Origin of the sequence: Pseudomonas sp. WMBT8 (assembly GCF_050916005.1) — a bacterium.
In the GTDB taxonomy this organism is placed as follows: domain Bacteria; phylum Pseudomonadota; class Gammaproteobacteria; order Pseudomonadales; family Pseudomonadaceae; genus Aquipseudomonas.
On the sequence record NZ_CP188096.1, the window covers coordinates 458,877 to 474,328 of the forward strand.

Annotated in this window: 12 protein-coding genes; 4 read left to right on the forward strand and 8 right to left on the reverse strand. The window is 62.4% G+C overall.

Annotation, left to right across the window (positions count from 1 at the left end; all coding sequences use genetic code 11):
- Positions 1–278: 278 nt before the first annotated feature.
- From gltB to hemE, 3 genes are all read left to right on the forward strand, one after another.
- The gene (gene gltB, locus ACO77H_RS01955) at positions 279–4,724 is read left to right on the forward strand and encodes a glutamate synthase large subunit (RefSeq protein WP_169952374.1); all 4,446 of its coding nucleotides are present in this window, start codon (positions 279–281) and stop codon (positions 4,722–4,724) included.
- A gap of 32 nt (positions 4,725–4,756) precedes the next feature.
- The gene (locus tag ACO77H_RS01960; protein WP_432754933.1) at positions 4,757–6,175 is read left to right on the forward strand and encodes an FAD-dependent oxidoreductase; all 1,419 of its coding nucleotides are present in this window, start codon (positions 4,757–4,759) and stop codon (positions 6,173–6,175) included.
- Positions 6,176–6,428: 253 nt separating this feature from the next.
- A complete protein-coding gene (gene hemE, locus ACO77H_RS01965; protein WP_169952372.1) occupies positions 6,429–7,496 on the forward strand; it encodes a uroporphyrinogen decarboxylase in 1,068 nt (355 codons plus the stop codon).
- A gap of 133 nt (positions 7,497–7,629) precedes the next feature.
- Here the strand turns inward: hemE and ACO77H_RS01970 are convergent, their stop codons facing one another.
- A complete protein-coding gene (locus ACO77H_RS01970) occupies positions 7,630–8,895 on the reverse strand; it encodes an MFS transporter (RefSeq protein ID WP_432754934.1) in 1,266 nt (421 codons plus the stop codon).
- Positions 8,896–9,019: 124 nt separating this feature from the next.
- Between ACO77H_RS01970 and ACO77H_RS01975 the strand changes: the two genes are divergently transcribed.
- Positions 9,020–9,913 carry a LysR family transcriptional regulator gene (locus ACO77H_RS01975; RefSeq protein WP_169952367.1) on the forward strand — a complete coding sequence of 298 codons (894 nt, stop codon included), beginning with the start codon at positions 9,020–9,022 and terminating at the stop codon, positions 9,911–9,913.
- Between the two features lie 268 nt (positions 9,914–10,181).
- Here the strand turns inward: ACO77H_RS01975 and ACO77H_RS01980 are convergent, their stop codons facing one another.
- From ACO77H_RS01980 to ACO77H_RS02010, 7 genes are read right to left on the reverse strand one after another with little or no spacing between them, the layout of a single operon-like run.
- Positions 10,182–10,631 carry a hypothetical protein gene (locus ACO77H_RS01980; RefSeq protein ID WP_169952365.1) on the reverse strand — a complete coding sequence of 150 codons (450 nt, stop codon included), beginning with the start codon at positions 10,629–10,631 and terminating at the stop codon, positions 10,182–10,184.
- Between the two features lie 27 nt (positions 10,632–10,658).
- A complete protein-coding gene (locus ACO77H_RS01985) occupies positions 10,659–11,885 on the reverse strand; it encodes a beta-ketoacyl-ACP synthase (RefSeq protein WP_169952363.1) in 1,227 nt (408 codons plus the stop codon).
- Positions 11,885–12,613 (reverse strand): 3-oxoacyl-ACP reductase FabG, encoded by a 729-nt coding sequence (fabG, locus tag ACO77H_RS01990; protein ID WP_169952361.1) that lies wholly within the window; start codon positions 12,611–12,613, stop codon positions 11,885–11,887. Before fabG ends, ACO77H_RS01985 begins: the two co-directional genes overlap by 1 nt.
- Positions 12,606–13,070 (reverse strand): 3-hydroxylacyl-ACP dehydratase, encoded by a 465-nt coding sequence (locus tag ACO77H_RS01995; RefSeq protein ID WP_432754935.1) that lies wholly within the window; start codon positions 13,068–13,070, stop codon positions 12,606–12,608. The genes fabG and ACO77H_RS01995 overlap by 8 nt, the downstream gene beginning before the upstream one ends.
- Positions 13,067–14,233 carry a beta-ketoacyl-[acyl-carrier-protein] synthase family protein gene (locus tag ACO77H_RS02000; protein WP_432754936.1) on the reverse strand — a complete coding sequence of 389 codons (1,167 nt, stop codon included), beginning with the start codon at positions 14,231–14,233 and terminating at the stop codon, positions 13,067–13,069. The genes ACO77H_RS01995 and ACO77H_RS02000 overlap by 4 nt, the downstream gene beginning before the upstream one ends.
- On the reverse strand, positions 14,230–14,712 hold the full coding sequence (locus tag ACO77H_RS02005; RefSeq protein ID WP_432754937.1) for a hypothetical protein: 483 nt from the start codon (positions 14,710–14,712) through the stop codon (positions 14,230–14,232). Before ACO77H_RS02005 ends, ACO77H_RS02000 begins: the two co-directional genes overlap by 4 nt.
- A complete protein-coding gene (locus tag ACO77H_RS02010; RefSeq protein WP_432755728.1) occupies positions 14,709–15,443 on the reverse strand; it encodes a class I SAM-dependent methyltransferase in 735 nt (244 codons plus the stop codon). The genes ACO77H_RS02005 and ACO77H_RS02010 overlap by 4 nt, the downstream gene beginning before the upstream one ends.
- Positions 15,444–15,452 lie beyond the last annotated feature (9 nt).

Sequence of the window (15,452 nt, forward strand, 5' to 3'; positions counted from 1 at the left end):
CCGCGCGCTTTGTGGTGTCTGCCTCACAGTAGCTTTTGAGTAGTAGCAGTCAGAATTAAAAAAGTTTTGACTAGCACAGCATATCGCTTTAAACCTTTCATAAATGCGACATAGATTTGCGACAGTTCGTCGCCAAATTTGTGGGCGTCTGTGTCGGTGTGTACAATGACCTCCCTTTTGCCCCCGCTAAGCCGGCGTACGTTCGGCGTGGAAGGTAACCGGTTGAATTGAAAAGAAATTTGCCTCGAAATAAGAGGCAGCCTGGTGAGAAAGTGTCTATGAAAGCAGGTCTGTACCAACCCGATGAATTCAAGGATAACTGTGGTTTCGGCCTGATAGCCCATATGCAGGGCGAACCCAGTCATACCCTTCTGCAAACGGCCATCGAGGCCCTGACCTGCATGACCCACCGCGGTGGGATCAACGCCGACGGCAAGACCGGTGACGGTTGTGGCTTGCTGATTCAAAAGCCCGACCTGTTCCTGCGCGCTGTCGCCAAGGAAACCTTCGGCGCCGATTTGCCCAAGCAATACGCGGTGGGCATGGTGTTCTTCAATCAGGACCCGGTCAAAGCCCAGGCCGCTCGCGAGAACATGAACCGCGAGATCCTCGCCGCCGGCCTGCAACTCGTCGGCTGGCGCAAAGTGCCGATCGACACCAGCGTGCTCGGCCGCCTGGCCCATGAGCGCCTGCCGCAGATCGAACAAGTGTTTATCGCAGGCGACGGCCTGAGCGACCAGGACATGGCGATCAAGCTGTTCACCTCGCGTCGCCGCTCGTCCGTGGCCAACGCCCTGGACACCGACCACTACATCTGCAGCTTTTCCCACAAGACCATCATTTATAAAGGCCTGATGATGCCGGCGGATTTGACCGCCTTCTATCCAGACCTGAGCGATGAGCGCCTGCAAACCGCGATCTGCGTGTTCCACCAGCGCTTCTCCACCAACACCCTGCCGAAATGGCCGCTGGCCCAGCCATTCCGCTTCCTCGCCCACAACGGCGAGATCAACACCATCACCGGCAACCGCAACTGGGCCGTGGCCCGTCGCACCAAGTTCGCCAACGACCTGATGGACCTCGAAGAGCTCGGCCCGCTGGTCAACCGCGTGGGTTCCGACTCCTCGAGCATGGACAACATGCTGGAACTGATGGTCACCGGCGGCATCGACCTGTTCCGTGGCGTGCGCATGATCATTCCGCCAGCGTGGCAGAACGTCGAGACCATGGACCCCGATCTGCGGGCGTTCTATGAGTACAACTCGATGCACATGGAACCGTGGGACGGCCCGGCCGGCGTGGTCATGACCGATGGTCGCTACGCGGTGTGCCTGCTCGACCGTAACGGCCTGCGCCCGGCGCGTTGGGTGACCACCACCAACGGCTTCATCACCCTGGCGTCGGAAGTCGGCGTGTGGAACTACCAGCCGCAGGACGTGATTGCCAAAGGCCGCGTCGGCCCTGGCCAGATCCTTGCCGTGGACACCGAAACCGGGCAGATCCTCGACACCGATGCCATCGATAACCGCTTGAAGTCGCGTCACCCGTACAAGCAATGGCTGCGCAAGAACGCCCTGCGCATCCAGGCGACCATGGAAGACAACGACCACGGTTCGGCTTTCTATGACGTCGACCAGCTCAAGCAGTACATGAAGATGTACCAGGTCACGTTCGAGGAGCGCGACCAGGTGCTGCGCCCACTCGGCGAGCAAGGCTACGAGGCCGTCGGCTCCATGGGCGATGACACGCCGATGGCCGTGCTGTCCCAGCGCGTGCGCACGCCGTACGACTATTTCCGCCAGCAGTTCGCCCAGGTGACCAACCCACCGATCGACCCGCTGCGTGAAGCCATCGTCATGTCCCTGGAAGTGTGCCTCGGTGCCGAGCGCAACATCTTCCAGGAATCGCCAGAGCACGCTTCGCGCGTGATCCTCAGCTCGCCGGTGATTTCCCCGGCCAAGTGGCGCTCGTTGATGACCCTGGAGCGTCCAGGCTTCGAGCGGCAGATCATCGACCTGAACTACGACGAGAGCCTCGGCCTGGAAGCTGCTGTGCGCAACGTCGCCGATCAGGCTGAAGAAGCCGTGCGCGCCGGTCGTACCCAGATCGTGCTGACCGACCGCCATATCGCCCCGGGCAAGCTGCCGATCCACGCTTCGCTGGCCACCGGCGCGGTCCACCACCGCCTGACCGAAAAAGGCCTGCGCTGCGACTCCAACATCCTCGTCGAAACCGCCACCGCCCGCGACCCGCACCACTTTGCGGTGCTGATCGGCTTTGGCGCATCGGCGGTGTATCCGTTCCTGGCCTACGAAGTGCTGGGCGACCTGATCCGCACCGGCGAAGTGCTGGGCGACCTTTACGAAGTGTTCAAGAACTACCGCAAAGGCATCACCAAAGGCCTGTTGAAGATCCTGTCGAAGATGGGCATCTCCACCGTCACTTCGTACCGTGGTGCGCAGTTGTTCGAGGCTATCGGCCTGTCGGAAGAAGTCTGCGAGCTGAGCTTCCGTGGTGTGCCAAGCCGCATCAAGGGCGCGCGTTTCGTCGATATCGAAGCCGAACAGAAAGCCCTGGCTTTGGAGGCCTGGAGCGCGCGCAAGCCGATCCAGCAAGGTGGCCTGCTCAAGTTCGTGCACGGTGGCGAATACCACGCCTACAACCCGGATGTGGTCAGCACCCTGCAAGCCGCTGTGCAGCAGGGCGACTACGCCAAGTTCAAGGAATACACCGCGCTGGTGGATAACCGCCCGGTGTCGATGATCCGCGACCTGTTCCAGGTGAAAACCCTGGACACGCCGTTGGCTATCAGCGAAATCGAACCGCTGGAGTCGATCCTCAAGCGCTTCGACTCCGCCGGTATCTCCCTGGGCGCCTTGTCGCCCGAGGCCCACGAAGCCCTGGCCGAAGCCATGAACCGCCTGGGTGCGCGTTCCAACTCCGGCGAAGGCGGCGAAGATCCGGCGCGCTACGGCACCATCAAGAGCTCGAAAATCAAGCAGGTGGCTACTGGCCGTTTCGGGGTGACCCCGGAATACCTGGTCAACGCCGAAGTGCTGCAGATCAAGGTGGCCCAGGGCGCCAAGCCCGGTGAAGGCGGGCAACTGCCGGGCGGCAAGGTCAACGGCCTGATCGCCAAGCTGCGTTATGCCGTGCCGGGCGTGACCCTGATCTCGCCACCGCCGCACCACGACATCTACTCGATTGAAGACTTGTCGCAGCTGATTTTCGACCTCAAGCAAGTCAACCCGCAGGCCCTGGTCTCGGTGAAACTGGTTGCTGAAGCCGGCGTCGGCACCATCGCCGCTGGCGTGGCCAAGGCCTATGCCGACCTGATCACCATCTCCGGCTACGACGGCGGCACCGGCGCTTCGCCGCTGACCTCGATCAAGTACGCTGGCGCACCGTGGGAGCTGGGCCTGGCCGAGACCCACCAGACCCTGCGCGGCAACGACCTGCGCGGCAAGGTCCGGGTGCAGACCGACGGCGGCCTGAAAACCGGCCTCGACGTGATCAAGGCCGCGATCCTCGGCGCCGAAAGCTTCGGCTTCGGCACCGCGCCGATGATTGCCCTGGGCTGCAAATACCTGCGCATCTGCCACCTGAACAACTGCGCCACCGGCGTGGCGACGCAGAACGAGAAGCTGCGCAAGGATCACTACATCGGCACCGTCGACATGGTGGTGAATTTCTTCACCTACGTCGCCGAAGAAACCCGTGAGTGGCTGGCCAAGCTGGGCGTGCGCTCCCTGCAAGAGCTGATCGGGCGTACCGATCTGCTGGACATCCTCCAGGGCCAGACCGCCAAGCAGCACCATCTGGACCTGACGCCGCTGTTGGGCAGCGATCACATCCCGGCAGACAAGCCACAATTCTGCCAGGTCGACCGCAACCCACCGTTCGACAAAGGCCTGTTGGCCGAGAAAATGGTCGACATGGCCGGCTCCTCGATCAACGACGCCAGCGGTGGCGAATTCACCCTGGATATCTGCAACTGCGACCGCTCCATCGGCGCGCGGATCTCCGGCGAAATCGCGCGCAAGCACGGCAACCAGGGCATGGCCAAGGCGCCGATCACCTTCCGTTTCAAGGGCACCGCGGGCCAGAGCTTTGGCGTGTGGAACGCCGGCGGCCTGCACATGTACCTTGAAGGCGACGCCAACGACTACGTGGGCAAGGGCATGACCGGCGGCAAGCTGGTGATCGTCCCGCCCGTGGGTAGCATCTACAAGACCCAGGACAGTGCCATCATCGGCAACACCTGCTTGTACGGCGCCACCGGTGGCAAGCTGTTCGCCGCAGGGACCGCCGGTGAGCGTTTCGCCGTGCGTAACTCCGGTGCCCACACCGTGGTCGAAGGCACTGGCGATCACTGCTGCGAGTATATGACCGGTGGTTTTGTCTGCGTTTTGGGCAAGACCGGTTACAACTTTGGTTCGGGCATGACTGGCGGTTTCGCCTACGTGCTGGACCAGGACAACACCTTCGTCGACAAGGTCAACCACGAGTTGGTCGAGATCCAGCGGATCAGCGGCGAAGCCATGGAGTCCTACCGGAACCACTTGCAGCACGTGCTGGACGAGTACGTCGAGGAAACCGGCAGCGAATGGGGCCGTAACCTCGCCGAGAACCTCGATGATTACCTGCGTCGTTTCTGGCTGGTCAAGCCCAAGGCTGCCAACTTGAAATCGTTGCTTTCCAGCATCCGTGCCAACCCGCAGTGATATGCGCCTGAAGAGTTTGATGAGGTTTTAACATGGCTGAACGTCTGAATAACGACTTCCAGTTCATCGATGTCGGGCGCAAAGATCCGAAGAAGAAACTGTTGCGTCAACGCAAGAAAGAGTTCGTGGAAATCTACGAGCCCTTCAAACCCCAGCACTCGGCCGACCAGGCCCACCGCTGCCTGGGGTGCGGTAACCCGTATTGCGAATGGAAGTGCCCGGTGCACAACTTCATTCCCAACTGGCTCAAGCTGGTGGCCGAGGGCAACATCCTCGCCGCCGCCGAACTGTCGCACCAGACCAATACCCTGCCGGAAGTCTGCGGCAGGGTTTGTCCCCAGGACCGTCTGTGCGAGGGTGCGTGCACCCTCAACGACGGTTTCGGCGCGGTGACCATCGGTTCGGTGGAGAAGTACATCACCGACACCGCATTCGCCATGGGCTGGCGCCCGGACATGTCCAAGGTCAAGCCCACCGGCAAGCGCGTGGCGATTATCGGCGCGGGCCCGGCGGGCCTGGGTTGTGCCGACGTGCTGGTACGTGGTGGCGTGACCCCGGTGGTATTCGACAAGAACCCGGAAATCGGCGGCCTGCTGACCTTCGGCATCCCCGAGTTCAAGCTGGAAAAGACCGTGTTGAGCAATCGCCGCGAAGTCTTCACCGGCATGGGCATCGAGTTCCGCCTGAACACCGAGATCGGCAAAGACGTGACCATGGAGCAACTGCTCGAAGAATACGATGCCGTGTTCATGGGCATGGGCACCTACACCTACATGAAGGGCGGCTTTGCCGGTGAGGACCTGCCGGGCGTGTACGACGCGCTCGACTTCCTGATCGCCAACGTCAACCGCAACCTGGGCTTTGAAAAGTCGCCGGAAGATTTCGTCGACATGAAAGGCAAGAAGGTCGTGGTGCTCGGCGGTGGTGACACCGCGATGGACTGCAACCGCACCTCGATTCGCCAGGGTGCCAAGTCGGTGACCTGTGCCTATCGCCGCGATGAAGCCAACATGCCCGGCTCGCGCAAAGAGGTGAAGAACGCCAAGGAAGAAGGCGTGAAATTCCTCTACAACCGCCAGCCGATCGCTATCGTCGGTGAAGACCGTGTCGAAGGCGTGAAGGTGGTCGAGACCCGTCTCGGCGAACCGGACGCCCGTGGCCGCCGCAGCCCCGAGCCGATCCCGGGTTCCGAAGAGATCATCCCGGCCGACGCCGTGGTCATCGCTTTCGGCTTCCGCCCAAGCCCGGCGCCGTGGTTCGAGCAGTTCCAGATCCAGACTGACAGCCAGGGCCGCGTCGTGGCCCCGGAACAGGGCCCGTACAAGCACCAGACCAGCAACCCGAAAATCTTCGCCGGTGGCGATATGGTGCGCGGCTCTGACCTGGTGGTGACGGCGATCTTCGAAGGCCGCAACGCCGCCGAAGGCATCCTGGACTACCTGCAGGTCTGATCTGATCCCGAGTTGAAACGGGATCAAAATGTGGGAGCTGGCTTGCCTGCGATGCAGGCAGCTCGGTCTGTCAGCCAGGCCCAGTTGATGCCATCGCAGGCAAGCCAGCTCCTACACAAACCCCATTGCCTATTGAGGTTTGTGCTGCCAGCCATTGCGACAAATTGACCCGATAGACAAAAGGCTGACCTGTAACCGTGCCTTTTGCGTCCGGCTCTGAGAAAATGCCCGCACTTTTTTTGCGGATGCCGACATGACTGCCCTCAAGAACGACCGTTTCCTTCGTGCCCTGCTCAAGCAACCCGTAGACGTCACCCCCGTGTGGATGATGCGTCAAGCCGGTCGCTACCTGCCGGAATACCGCGCCAGCCGCGCCAACGCGGGCGATTTCATGAGCCTGTGCATGAACCCGGAGTTCGCCTGTGAAGTCACGATGCAGCCGCTGGACCGCTATCCACAGTTGGATGCGGCCATCCTCTTCTCCGATATCCTGACCATCCCCGATGCCATGGGCCAAGGCCTGTACTTTGAAACCGGCGAAGGTCCACGTTTCAAGAAAGTGATCAGCACCCTGGCCGATATCGAAGCCCTGCCGATCCCCGATCCGCACAAAGACCTCGGCTACGTGATGGACGCCGTCAGCACCATCCGCCGCGAACTCAACGGCCGCGTACCGCTGATCGGCTTCTCCGGCAGCCCGTGGACCCTGGCCACCTACATGGTCGAAGGCGGCTCGTCGAAAGACTTTCGCAAGACCAAGGCCATGCTCTACGACAACCCACAAGCCATGCACTTGCTGCTGGACAAGTTGGCGCAGTCGGTCGTGTCCTACCTCAACGGCCAGATCATGGCCGGCGCGCAAGCGGTGCAGATCTTCGACACCTGGGGTGGCAACCTGTCGGCGGCGGCGTACCAGGAGTTCTCCCTGGCCTACATGCGCAAAATCGTCAGCGGCCTGATCCGCGAACACGAAGGCCGCAAAGTGCCGGTGATCCTGTTCACCAAGGGCGGCGGCCTGTGGTTGGAAAGCATCGCCGATGCGGGCGCCGATGCATTGGGCCTGGACTGGACCTGCGACCTGGGCGAAGCCCGTCGCCGCGTCGGCAACCAGGTGGCCCTGCAAGGCAACATGGACCCAACCGTGCTCTACGCCAAGCCGGAAGCGATCCGCACCGAAGTGGGCCGTATCCTCGCCAGCTACGGCAAGGGCAGCGGCCACGTGTTCAACCTCGGCCACGGCATCACCCCGGAAGTGAACCCGGAGCATGCGGGCGCGTTCCTGCGGGCGGTGCATGAGTTGTCGGCGCAGTATCACGAGTAAGCATCAGCTAATAAAAAACCGGCTCAGGCCGGTTTTTTATTAGCTGACGATTGTTGTAGGAGCCGGCTTGCCGGCGATGACATGCCTGAGCCCTGCGGTTATTCTTCGGGCCACATCGCTGGCAAGCCAGCTCCTACAGTTTGAGCGGTGGCAACTTGGCCAGCTTCAACGCCACCAGCAATGCCACGATCAGCAGCGCGACGATAAACCCGCCAATCCCGTTCCAGCCGGCGTAGTGCCAGAAAAACCCACCGGCCGTCCCGGCAATGCTCGACCCCGCGTAATAGCTGAACAGGTACAGCGACGAAGCCTGGCCCTTGGCTTTGACTGCGCGGCGGCCAATCCAGCTGCTGGCCACCGAGTGGGCGCCGAAGAAGCCGAAGGTGAAGATCAGCATGCCGATGATGATCAGTGACAGCGGGCCGAACAAGGTCAGGGTGATGCCGGCGAGCATCAGCACGATGGTGGCCCACAGCACGCGGCGGCGGCCCAGGCGGTCGGCCAGCGAGCCAATCTTCGCCGAGCTGTAGATGCCCGACAGGTACACCACCGACAGCAAGCCCACCAACGCCTGGCTCAGGTCATAGGGATCGGCCAGCAAGCGGTAGCCGATGTAGTTGAACAGCGTGACAAAGGCGCCCATCAGCAAGAAGGCTTCGAAGAACAACCAGGGCAGGCCGGCATCCTTGAAGTGCATGACGAAACCATTGAGCAAATTGCGCGGCTTGAGGCTGCTGGCGCGGAAGTTGCGCGAGGGCGGCAGGATTTTCCAGAACACCGTCGCCGCAATCAGCGCCAGCGCGCCGATGACCAGCATTGCGGTGTGCCAGCTGACAAAGTCGATCAACACGCCAGTGATCAGGCGCCCGCTCATGCCCCCAATCGCATTGCCGCCGATATACAGGCCCATGGCCAGGCCGATGTGCTGCGGGTGGATCTCTTCGCTGAGGTAGGTCATGGCCACGGCAGCCAGGCCACTGAGGGACAGGCCCAGCAGCGCGCGCATCCACAGGATCCCTTCCCAGGTCGGCATCAGGCCGCTGGCGATGGTGCACACCGCAGCGCAGAACAGCGAGGTGACCATCACCGGCTTGCGCCCCAGGCGATCGGAAACTGGCCCGGTGATCAGTAGGCCAAAGGCGAGCATCGCGGTGGAGACAGAAAGGATCAGGCTGCTCTGCGCGGCATTGATGGAAAACTCGTGGGACAGCGCCGGCATCATCGGTTGTACGCAATACAGCAGGGCAAAGGTGGCAAAGCCGCCGGAAAACAGCGCCAGCACTGTACGCATAAACATCGGCGTACCTTTTTCGATGTACACGTCGTTGAGCTGCGCCACCACCTCATCCAGGGCTGTGGGCGGACGTTCTTGGACAAGTGGAGCGACAGCAGCTTTCACGCGGGACCTCGGCAAGCAAAGGCAGCCAGGACTGGCCATGCAAAAAAGAATATAGCTGGCTAATGATTCTTTCCAATATATTGTTCGACCTGTTTGATAGCTTTTACGACCTAATGAGGTTTTCATGGAATTGCGCCACTTGCGCTACTTCATCGCCGTGGCTGAAGAGCTGCATTTCGGCCGGGCCGCCCAGGTTTTGGGGATCTCCCAGCCGCCCTTGAGCCAGCAGATCCAGGCGCTGGAACAGCAGGTCGGCGCGCGGCTGTTCGAGCGCACCAATCGTCGGGTCGAGCTGAGCGAGGCTGGGCGCCTGTTCCTCGTGGAAGCCCGCCTGGTGCTGGCGCAGGTCGACAAGGCTGCGGATGTGGCGCGCCGTGCGCAGTTGGGGGAACTGGGTGAACTGAAGATTGGCTTCACCTCTTCGGCGCCGTTCAACTCCAGCATCCCACAAGCGATTTTTGCTTTTCGCCAGGCCTTCCCGGCGGTGCACCTGAACCTGCAGGAAATGAGCAGTACCGAAGTGGCGGGTGCGCTGGTGGATGAGTCGATCCAGGTCGGCTTGATGCGCCCGTTGCCGTTGCCGGACTCACTGAGTGTCGTGGAGTTGATGCGTGAGCCCCTGGTGGCGGTGCTCAGTGCCGGCCATCCGTTGGCGCAGGGTAGTGAGCGGGGTTTGCATCTGACGCAGTTGGCCGACGAACCTTTTGTGTTTTTCCCACGGGCCTATGGCAGCGGTTTGTACGCCCAGTTACTCAGCCTGGCCCGCGACGCCGGCTTCAGCCCGCACTTCGCCCAGGAGGCCGGCGAGGCCATGACCATCATCGGCCTGGTGGCGGCGGGGTTGGGAGTGTCGGTGTTGCCGGCGTCGTACCAGCGCATCCGCATCGATGGCGTGGTCTACCGCACCTTGCTCGACCCGGAGGCGGTAACGGCGGTGTGGCTGGTGCAGCGCAAGGACCAGCAGTCACCCATGGCCAAGGCGTTTGTCGAGCTGCTGACGCGCAAGGCGTTGGTGTAACCGCGGTCACATATCAGGTAACGGAACCGATTTAGTGATTTACCTTGGCGTTGCGCAGAATCGTTTCTTTTTCACTGAGTGACATGGATGACACTTCTCTATCAGCCCAAAGAAGGCAGCGTGTTGATTTGACAAAATCGCTGAACTTTCCAGTGAGCAGTTTTTGGCTGTCAAGGCGATGACAAGCCAGCCTGCTTGTGAAGAGGGCGCCGAAAGGCGCCCTTTGTCGTTTCTGGTGCTAGGTAGGTGCCGGTTTTTCAGGCGCCGATCAGTTCTGCTTCGACGTCCCCGTCTCCTTGAACAACTGCGCCGCCGTGCCCGCTTCAGCTGCGCCATTGGAGCGCAGCCCGGCCATGATGTCGCGGTCGAGCATACTCACCCAGCGGTTGTAGTTGCGATGGATCTTGCCGTCCTTGTAGCCCAGTTCCTGGCTGTCGCGGTAGGTGATGGCGTAGCTGGTGCCGGTGTAGCGGATGTCGATTTCGGCGTAGTAGCGGTTGCGCACGTTGATCTGGGCCTGGATCAGGCGTGGGTCGGCGCGTTGTACGGTCCAGTTGCGCTTGTCCAGCGCGGTGAGGATGCTCTGTTTCATTTTCGCTTCGCTGACCTGCTCGTTGGCGGCGAGTGCGTGCTGGGTATTGAGTACCGGCTTGCTGGTACAGCCGGCAGCGGTCAGCAGGGTCAGGGCGATGAGGGTGGCGCGTAGCAACGAAGACATTGCGTTCTCTCCAATCAGATAAAAGGCTTACTGCCAGCGGCGAAAGATCAGCGACGTGTTGACGCCGCCAAAGGCAAAGTTGTTGTTCATCACGTAATCGTTGTGCATCTGGCGGAACTCGCCGCGCAGGTAATCCAGTTCGCCGCAGCGTGGGTCGACTTGATCGAGGTTGAACGTCGGCACGTATTGGTCGCGGTTCATCATCTCGATGCTGAACCACGACTCCAGCGCCCCGCAGGCGCCCAGGGTATGGCCCAGGAAACTCTTTTGCGAGCTGATGGGCATGCGGCTGCCGAACAGGCTGCTGGTGGCCAGGGTTTCGGCAATGTCGCCTTGTTCGGTGGCCGTGCCGTGGCCGTTGACATAGCCGATGGCATCCGGCGCCAGGCCAGCATCTTCCAGGGCCAGCTCCATGGCCCGGCGCATGGTGGCCTGCTCGGGGCGCGTGGTGTGCTGGCCGTCGGCGTTGCTGCCAAAACCGACGATCTCGGCATGGATATGCGCGCCACGGGCCAGGGCATGTTCCAGCTCCTCAAGCACCAGCATGCCGCCGCCCTCGCCAATCACCAGGCCGTCGCGACCACTGTCGTAGGGCCGTGGGCTGGTCTGCGGGGCGTCGTTTTTCAGGCTGGTGGCGTAGAGCGCGTCAAACACCATGGCTTCGGTGGGGCACAGCTCTTCGGCGCCGCCGGCGAGCATCAGCGGCAGGCGGCCGAACTTGATCGCTTCATAGGCGTAGCCGATGCCCTGGCTGCCGCTGGTGCACGCGCTGGACGTGGGGATCAGGCGCCCGGTGAGGCCAAAGAAGATGCTGATATTGGCCGCCGTGGTGTGCGGCATCATGCGCACATAGGAGTTGGCGTTCAGGCCCTCGGCCACCGAGTTGAGCAGCATATTGCCGAACGCCTTGATCTCATCGGTGCTGCCGGTGGATGAGCCGCAGGCCACACCCATGCGTCCATCCTTGATCGACGCATCGCCCAGCAGGCCGGCGTCGTGCAACGCCTGTTCGGCAGCCCACACCGCCAGGCGCGAAACCCGGCCCATGCTGCGCAGTTGCTTGCGGGTCCAGTGGGCCGGCACGACAAAGTCGTCAATCGGCCCGGCCAAACGGGTGTTCAGTTCGCTGAAGCGATCCCACTCGTCCATGCGCCGGATACCGCTGCGCTGGGCACGGAAGTTGGCGACGATGGTGTCCCAATCGCAGCCCAGGGAGGTCATGCCGGCCATGCCGGTGACTACCACACGTTTCATCAGCACAGGCCCCCGTTCACGGCCAGGACCTGGCGGGTGATGTAGCCGGCTTCCGCCGACATCAGGAAGTTCACCGCACTGGCGACTTCTTCGGGGGTGCCCATGCGCTGCGCGGGGATCATCTTCATCAGTTCTTCCACCGGCACGTTTTCATCGAGCATTGCCGTGTCGATCAGGCCCGGAGCCACACAGTTGACGGTGATCTTGCGCTTGCCCAGCTCAATGGCCAGGGCCTTGGCGGCGCCGATCAGGCCGGCCTTGGACGCGCTGTAATTGACCTGGCCACGATTGCCGATCAGCCCCGAGACCGAAGTAATGCACACAATGCGCCCGGCCGCGCGCCGCCGGATCATCGGCATCATCACCGGGTGCAGCACGTTATAGAAACCATCGAGATTGGTGCGCATCACCACGTCCCAGTCGTCCTCCGACAGCGCCGGGAACGCGCCATCGCGGGTCAGCCCGGCATTGAGCACCACGCCGTAATAGGCACCGTGGGTTTCTACGTCGGCTTCAAGGATCTGCTTGCAGGTGGCACGGTCCGCCACATCGAATTGCAGCACCCGCGCCTTGCGGCCCAGGGCCTCGACTTCGGCCTGTACGGCATCCGCCTCGGCACGGCCACTGCGGCAATGCAGCACCAGGTCATGGCCGGCCTGGGCCAGGCGCAGGGCGATAGCGCGGCCGATACCCCGGCTGGAGCCGGTGACCAGTACGGATTCAGTCATGACACGTGTCCTTCGATTCAGCTAAATAGTTGGCCGCCTGGGGCGGTCGAAATACGTTCAGGCGTGCGCTGGCCTGGATCCCGTCGCCGGTCAGGTGGCATTCGAACACACCCATGCCGTTGTCGTCTTCCAGGGAGCGCAGGCCGTGGATGGTCAGTTCGGCACCTAGGGGAAAGTGCTCGACATTGCATTCGAACTTGCGCGTGCCCAGCAGGAAGCCCAACTCCACCGCTTCGCCGTTCTGGCGCGCGCGGCAGCCGGCATAGGCGGCCACGCTTTGCGCCATCAACTCGACGCCGACCCAGGCCGGCAGGCTGCCGTCGGGGCGATTGAACAGGCCGCCGGGCTTGACGGTGACGCGGGTGTGGATCTGTTCTTCATCGAACGCCAACACCTGGTCGATCAGGATCATGTCCCCGGCGTGGGGCAGCAGTTCGGCGAGTGGCCAATGGCTCATGGGGCGTCTCCGATAATCAGGCTGACGTTGTTGCCGCCGAAGGCAAACGAGTTGCTCATCAGGCAGCGTTTTTCCAGGGTGTCGCCGACCTTGGCCCAGCGCAGGGCGGGCAACGCCGGGTCGGCTTGACCGTCCCAGATATGCGGCGCCAGTGTGCCCTCGACCAGGCTCAGCCAGCAGAACGCAGCCTCCAGTGCCCCGGCAGCGCCGAGGGTATGGCCGGTCAGCGGCTTGGTCGAGGAACACGCCACGCCAGCCGGAAACAGGGTGGCCACGGCCAGGCTTTCCATGGCGTCGTTATGCTGGGTCGCGGTGCCGTGCAGGTTCAGGTAACCGATCTGCGCCGGTGCCAATTTTGCACTGGCCAGGGCCTTGCTCATCGCCTGCAATGCGCCCTTGCCGCTGGGCTCCGGCGCAGAAATATGGTGCGCATCGCAACTGGCGCCGCTGCCCAGCAGGGCGATGGGCGCCGGTGTTTTGCTCATCAGGAACAGCACCGCTGCCTCGCCGATATTGATGCCGTTGCGGTTCAGCGAAAACGGGTTGCAGCGCTCGGAAGACACCGCCTCCAGCGAGGTGAAGCCATTGAGGGTCAGCTTGCACAGGCTATCGACCCCGCCGCACAGCACCGCATCGCACAGGCCCAGGTCCAGCAGGCGGCGTGCGCTCATCATTGCGCGGGCGCTGGAGGTGCAGGCGGTGGAAATCACATAGGCCGGGCCGCTCAGTTGCAGCCAGTCGGCGAGGAAGTTGGCCGGGGCGCCGAGCTCTTGTTGGCGGTAGTCATAGGTCTGGGGGAACTGCCCTTCGCGCAGGTAATGGGCGATGCCGCGACTGGCCTCATCGATGCCCGAGGTGCTGGTACCCAGCACCACCCCGATACGCGAGGCGCCAAAGGTGTGGATCGCCTGCCGGATCGGGCCTTCTATCTGCAAGGCGGCCTCCAGCAACAGCTGGTTGTTGCGACTGCTCTGTTGCGCCAGGTGCGGCGGCAGTGGCGCCAGTTCGCCAGGCACGCTGCCCACCGGCAGTACTCGCTCGGGCACCCAGCCGCTCTCGGCGCGCATGCCCGAGCAATCCCCGGCAAACAGATTGCGCCGCACTTGCTGCTGGCCACGGCCCAGGGCGCAGATGATCCCCAGGGCATTGAGATAAGCGGTCATGGGCTGCTCTCGAGCGCGGTGACGCGGTAGTTCAGGTGCTGGCCCGGCATGTTCACGCTGAAGGTCAAGGGGGCGCGGTAGATCACCTGCCAGTGCGGCTTGAGTACCCGTACGCCATCGTCTTCACGGGCTTGGGGGTAGTTGCCGGGCATTTCAGCGGCCGGGGTCAGGGCAAACAGCAGCGCCGCAAACAGCTCGCGGGCCTGGGGGTTGGGTGGTAGCAGGCCATCTGCCTGCCAACTGCCGGCCACCAGCTTTTGCCGGGCCAGGGGGATGCCCAGCGGGTCCATCAGCGACCAGCGCAAGGCATCGCCTTCGCGCTGGATCACCAGCAACCAGTCCTGGCGCTGGCCGTCCTGCTCGCGCTCGATATGCAATTGCAGGGGCAAGGCCAGGCTCGGTGTATGCACCGGCAGCGGCGGCTGGCTGGCGCATGCGGCCAGCAGCAACAGGCAGCCGATCAACAGCGCGCGGATCATGCTGGCGGGCCTGTGAGTGGCTTGCGTGCAACCACATTCACCAACGTCTCTTCACGCTCGCCAAACGGCTTGGGCTGGCGCAGGCCCCAACGCTCCAGCAGGCCGAAGTCTGCCGAGCGGCTCCACCACAGGTACGGGTACGACACGTTCTGCGGGCCAAACTCGAAACCCTGCTCGCGGATCATCTCCAGGTACTCATCGGCACTTTTCTGCACATGCATCGGGTGACGGAATAGCCAGCGAATCACCCAGGTGTCGATATAGGCTTCGGTGGACTCGGCAAACAGCAGGTAGCCGCCGGGCTTGAGCACTCGATAAAACTCGGTGAGTGCCCGTTGTTGCTCCACCAGGTGGTGGAAAGTCTGGTGGCAGAACAGGATGTCGACACTTTCATCGGCCACCTTGAGGGTGGCGCAATCGCTGCCGATCAACTCGATCTCAATGCCCTGGCGCGCCGCTTCGGCACGGCTCAGGTCGAGGCTGTGCGGGTCGGCGTCAAGGCCGATCAGGCGCTTGGGAGCGAACACCTGCTGTAAATAGCTAAACGACTTGCCCTGGCCACAACCGGCATCCAGCAGCACTGGTGCTTCCGGCAACGGCGTGCTGAACAGGCTGCGCAGGTCGTTGATTGCCACGCGCAGTACGTGATGTTGCCAGGTGTGGCTGCGCAGGAACCAGAAGCCGAACTTGGTTTCTTCGACGTAGTTTTTGCTCAAGTACTCTTTAGACACAGGTGGGCT

Excerpts from the sequence above, each read along its gene's own strand:
- gltB (WP_169952374.1), top strand. The coding sequence starts at position 279 with ATGAAAGCAGGTCTGTACCAACCCGATGAATTCAAGGATAACTGTGGT.
- ACO77H_RS01960 (WP_432754933.1), top strand. The coding sequence starts at position 4,757 with ATGGCTGAACGTCTGAATAACGACTTCCAGTTCATCGATGTCGGGCGC.
- hemE (WP_169952372.1), top strand. The coding sequence starts at position 6,429 with ATGACTGCCCTCAAGAACGACCGTTTCCTTCGTGCCCTGCTCAAGCAA.
- ACO77H_RS01975 (WP_169952367.1), top strand. The coding sequence starts at position 9,020 with ATGGAATTGCGCCACTTGCGCTACTTCATCGCCGTGGCTGAAGAGCTG.
- ACO77H_RS01980 (WP_169952365.1), bottom strand. The coding sequence starts at position 10,631 with ATGTCTTCGTTGCTACGCGCCACCCTCATCGCCCTGACCCTGCTGACC.
- ACO77H_RS01985 (WP_169952363.1), bottom strand. The coding sequence starts at position 11,885 with ATGAAACGTGTGGTAGTCACCGGCATGGCCGGCATGACCTCCCTGGGC.
- fabG (WP_169952361.1), bottom strand. The coding sequence starts at position 12,613 with ATGACTGAATCCGTACTGGTCACCGGCTCCAGCCGGGGTATCGGCCGC.
- ACO77H_RS01995 (WP_432754935.1), bottom strand. The coding sequence starts at position 13,070 with ATGAGCCATTGGCCACTCGCCGAACTGCTGCCCCACGCCGGGGACATG.
- ACO77H_RS02000 (WP_432754936.1), bottom strand. The coding sequence starts at position 14,233 with ATGACCGCTTATCTCAATGCCCTGGGGATCATCTGCGCCCTGGGCCGT.
- ACO77H_RS02005 (WP_432754937.1), bottom strand. The coding sequence starts at position 14,712 with ATGATCCGCGCGCTGTTGATCGGCTGCCTGTTGCTGCTGGCCGCATGC.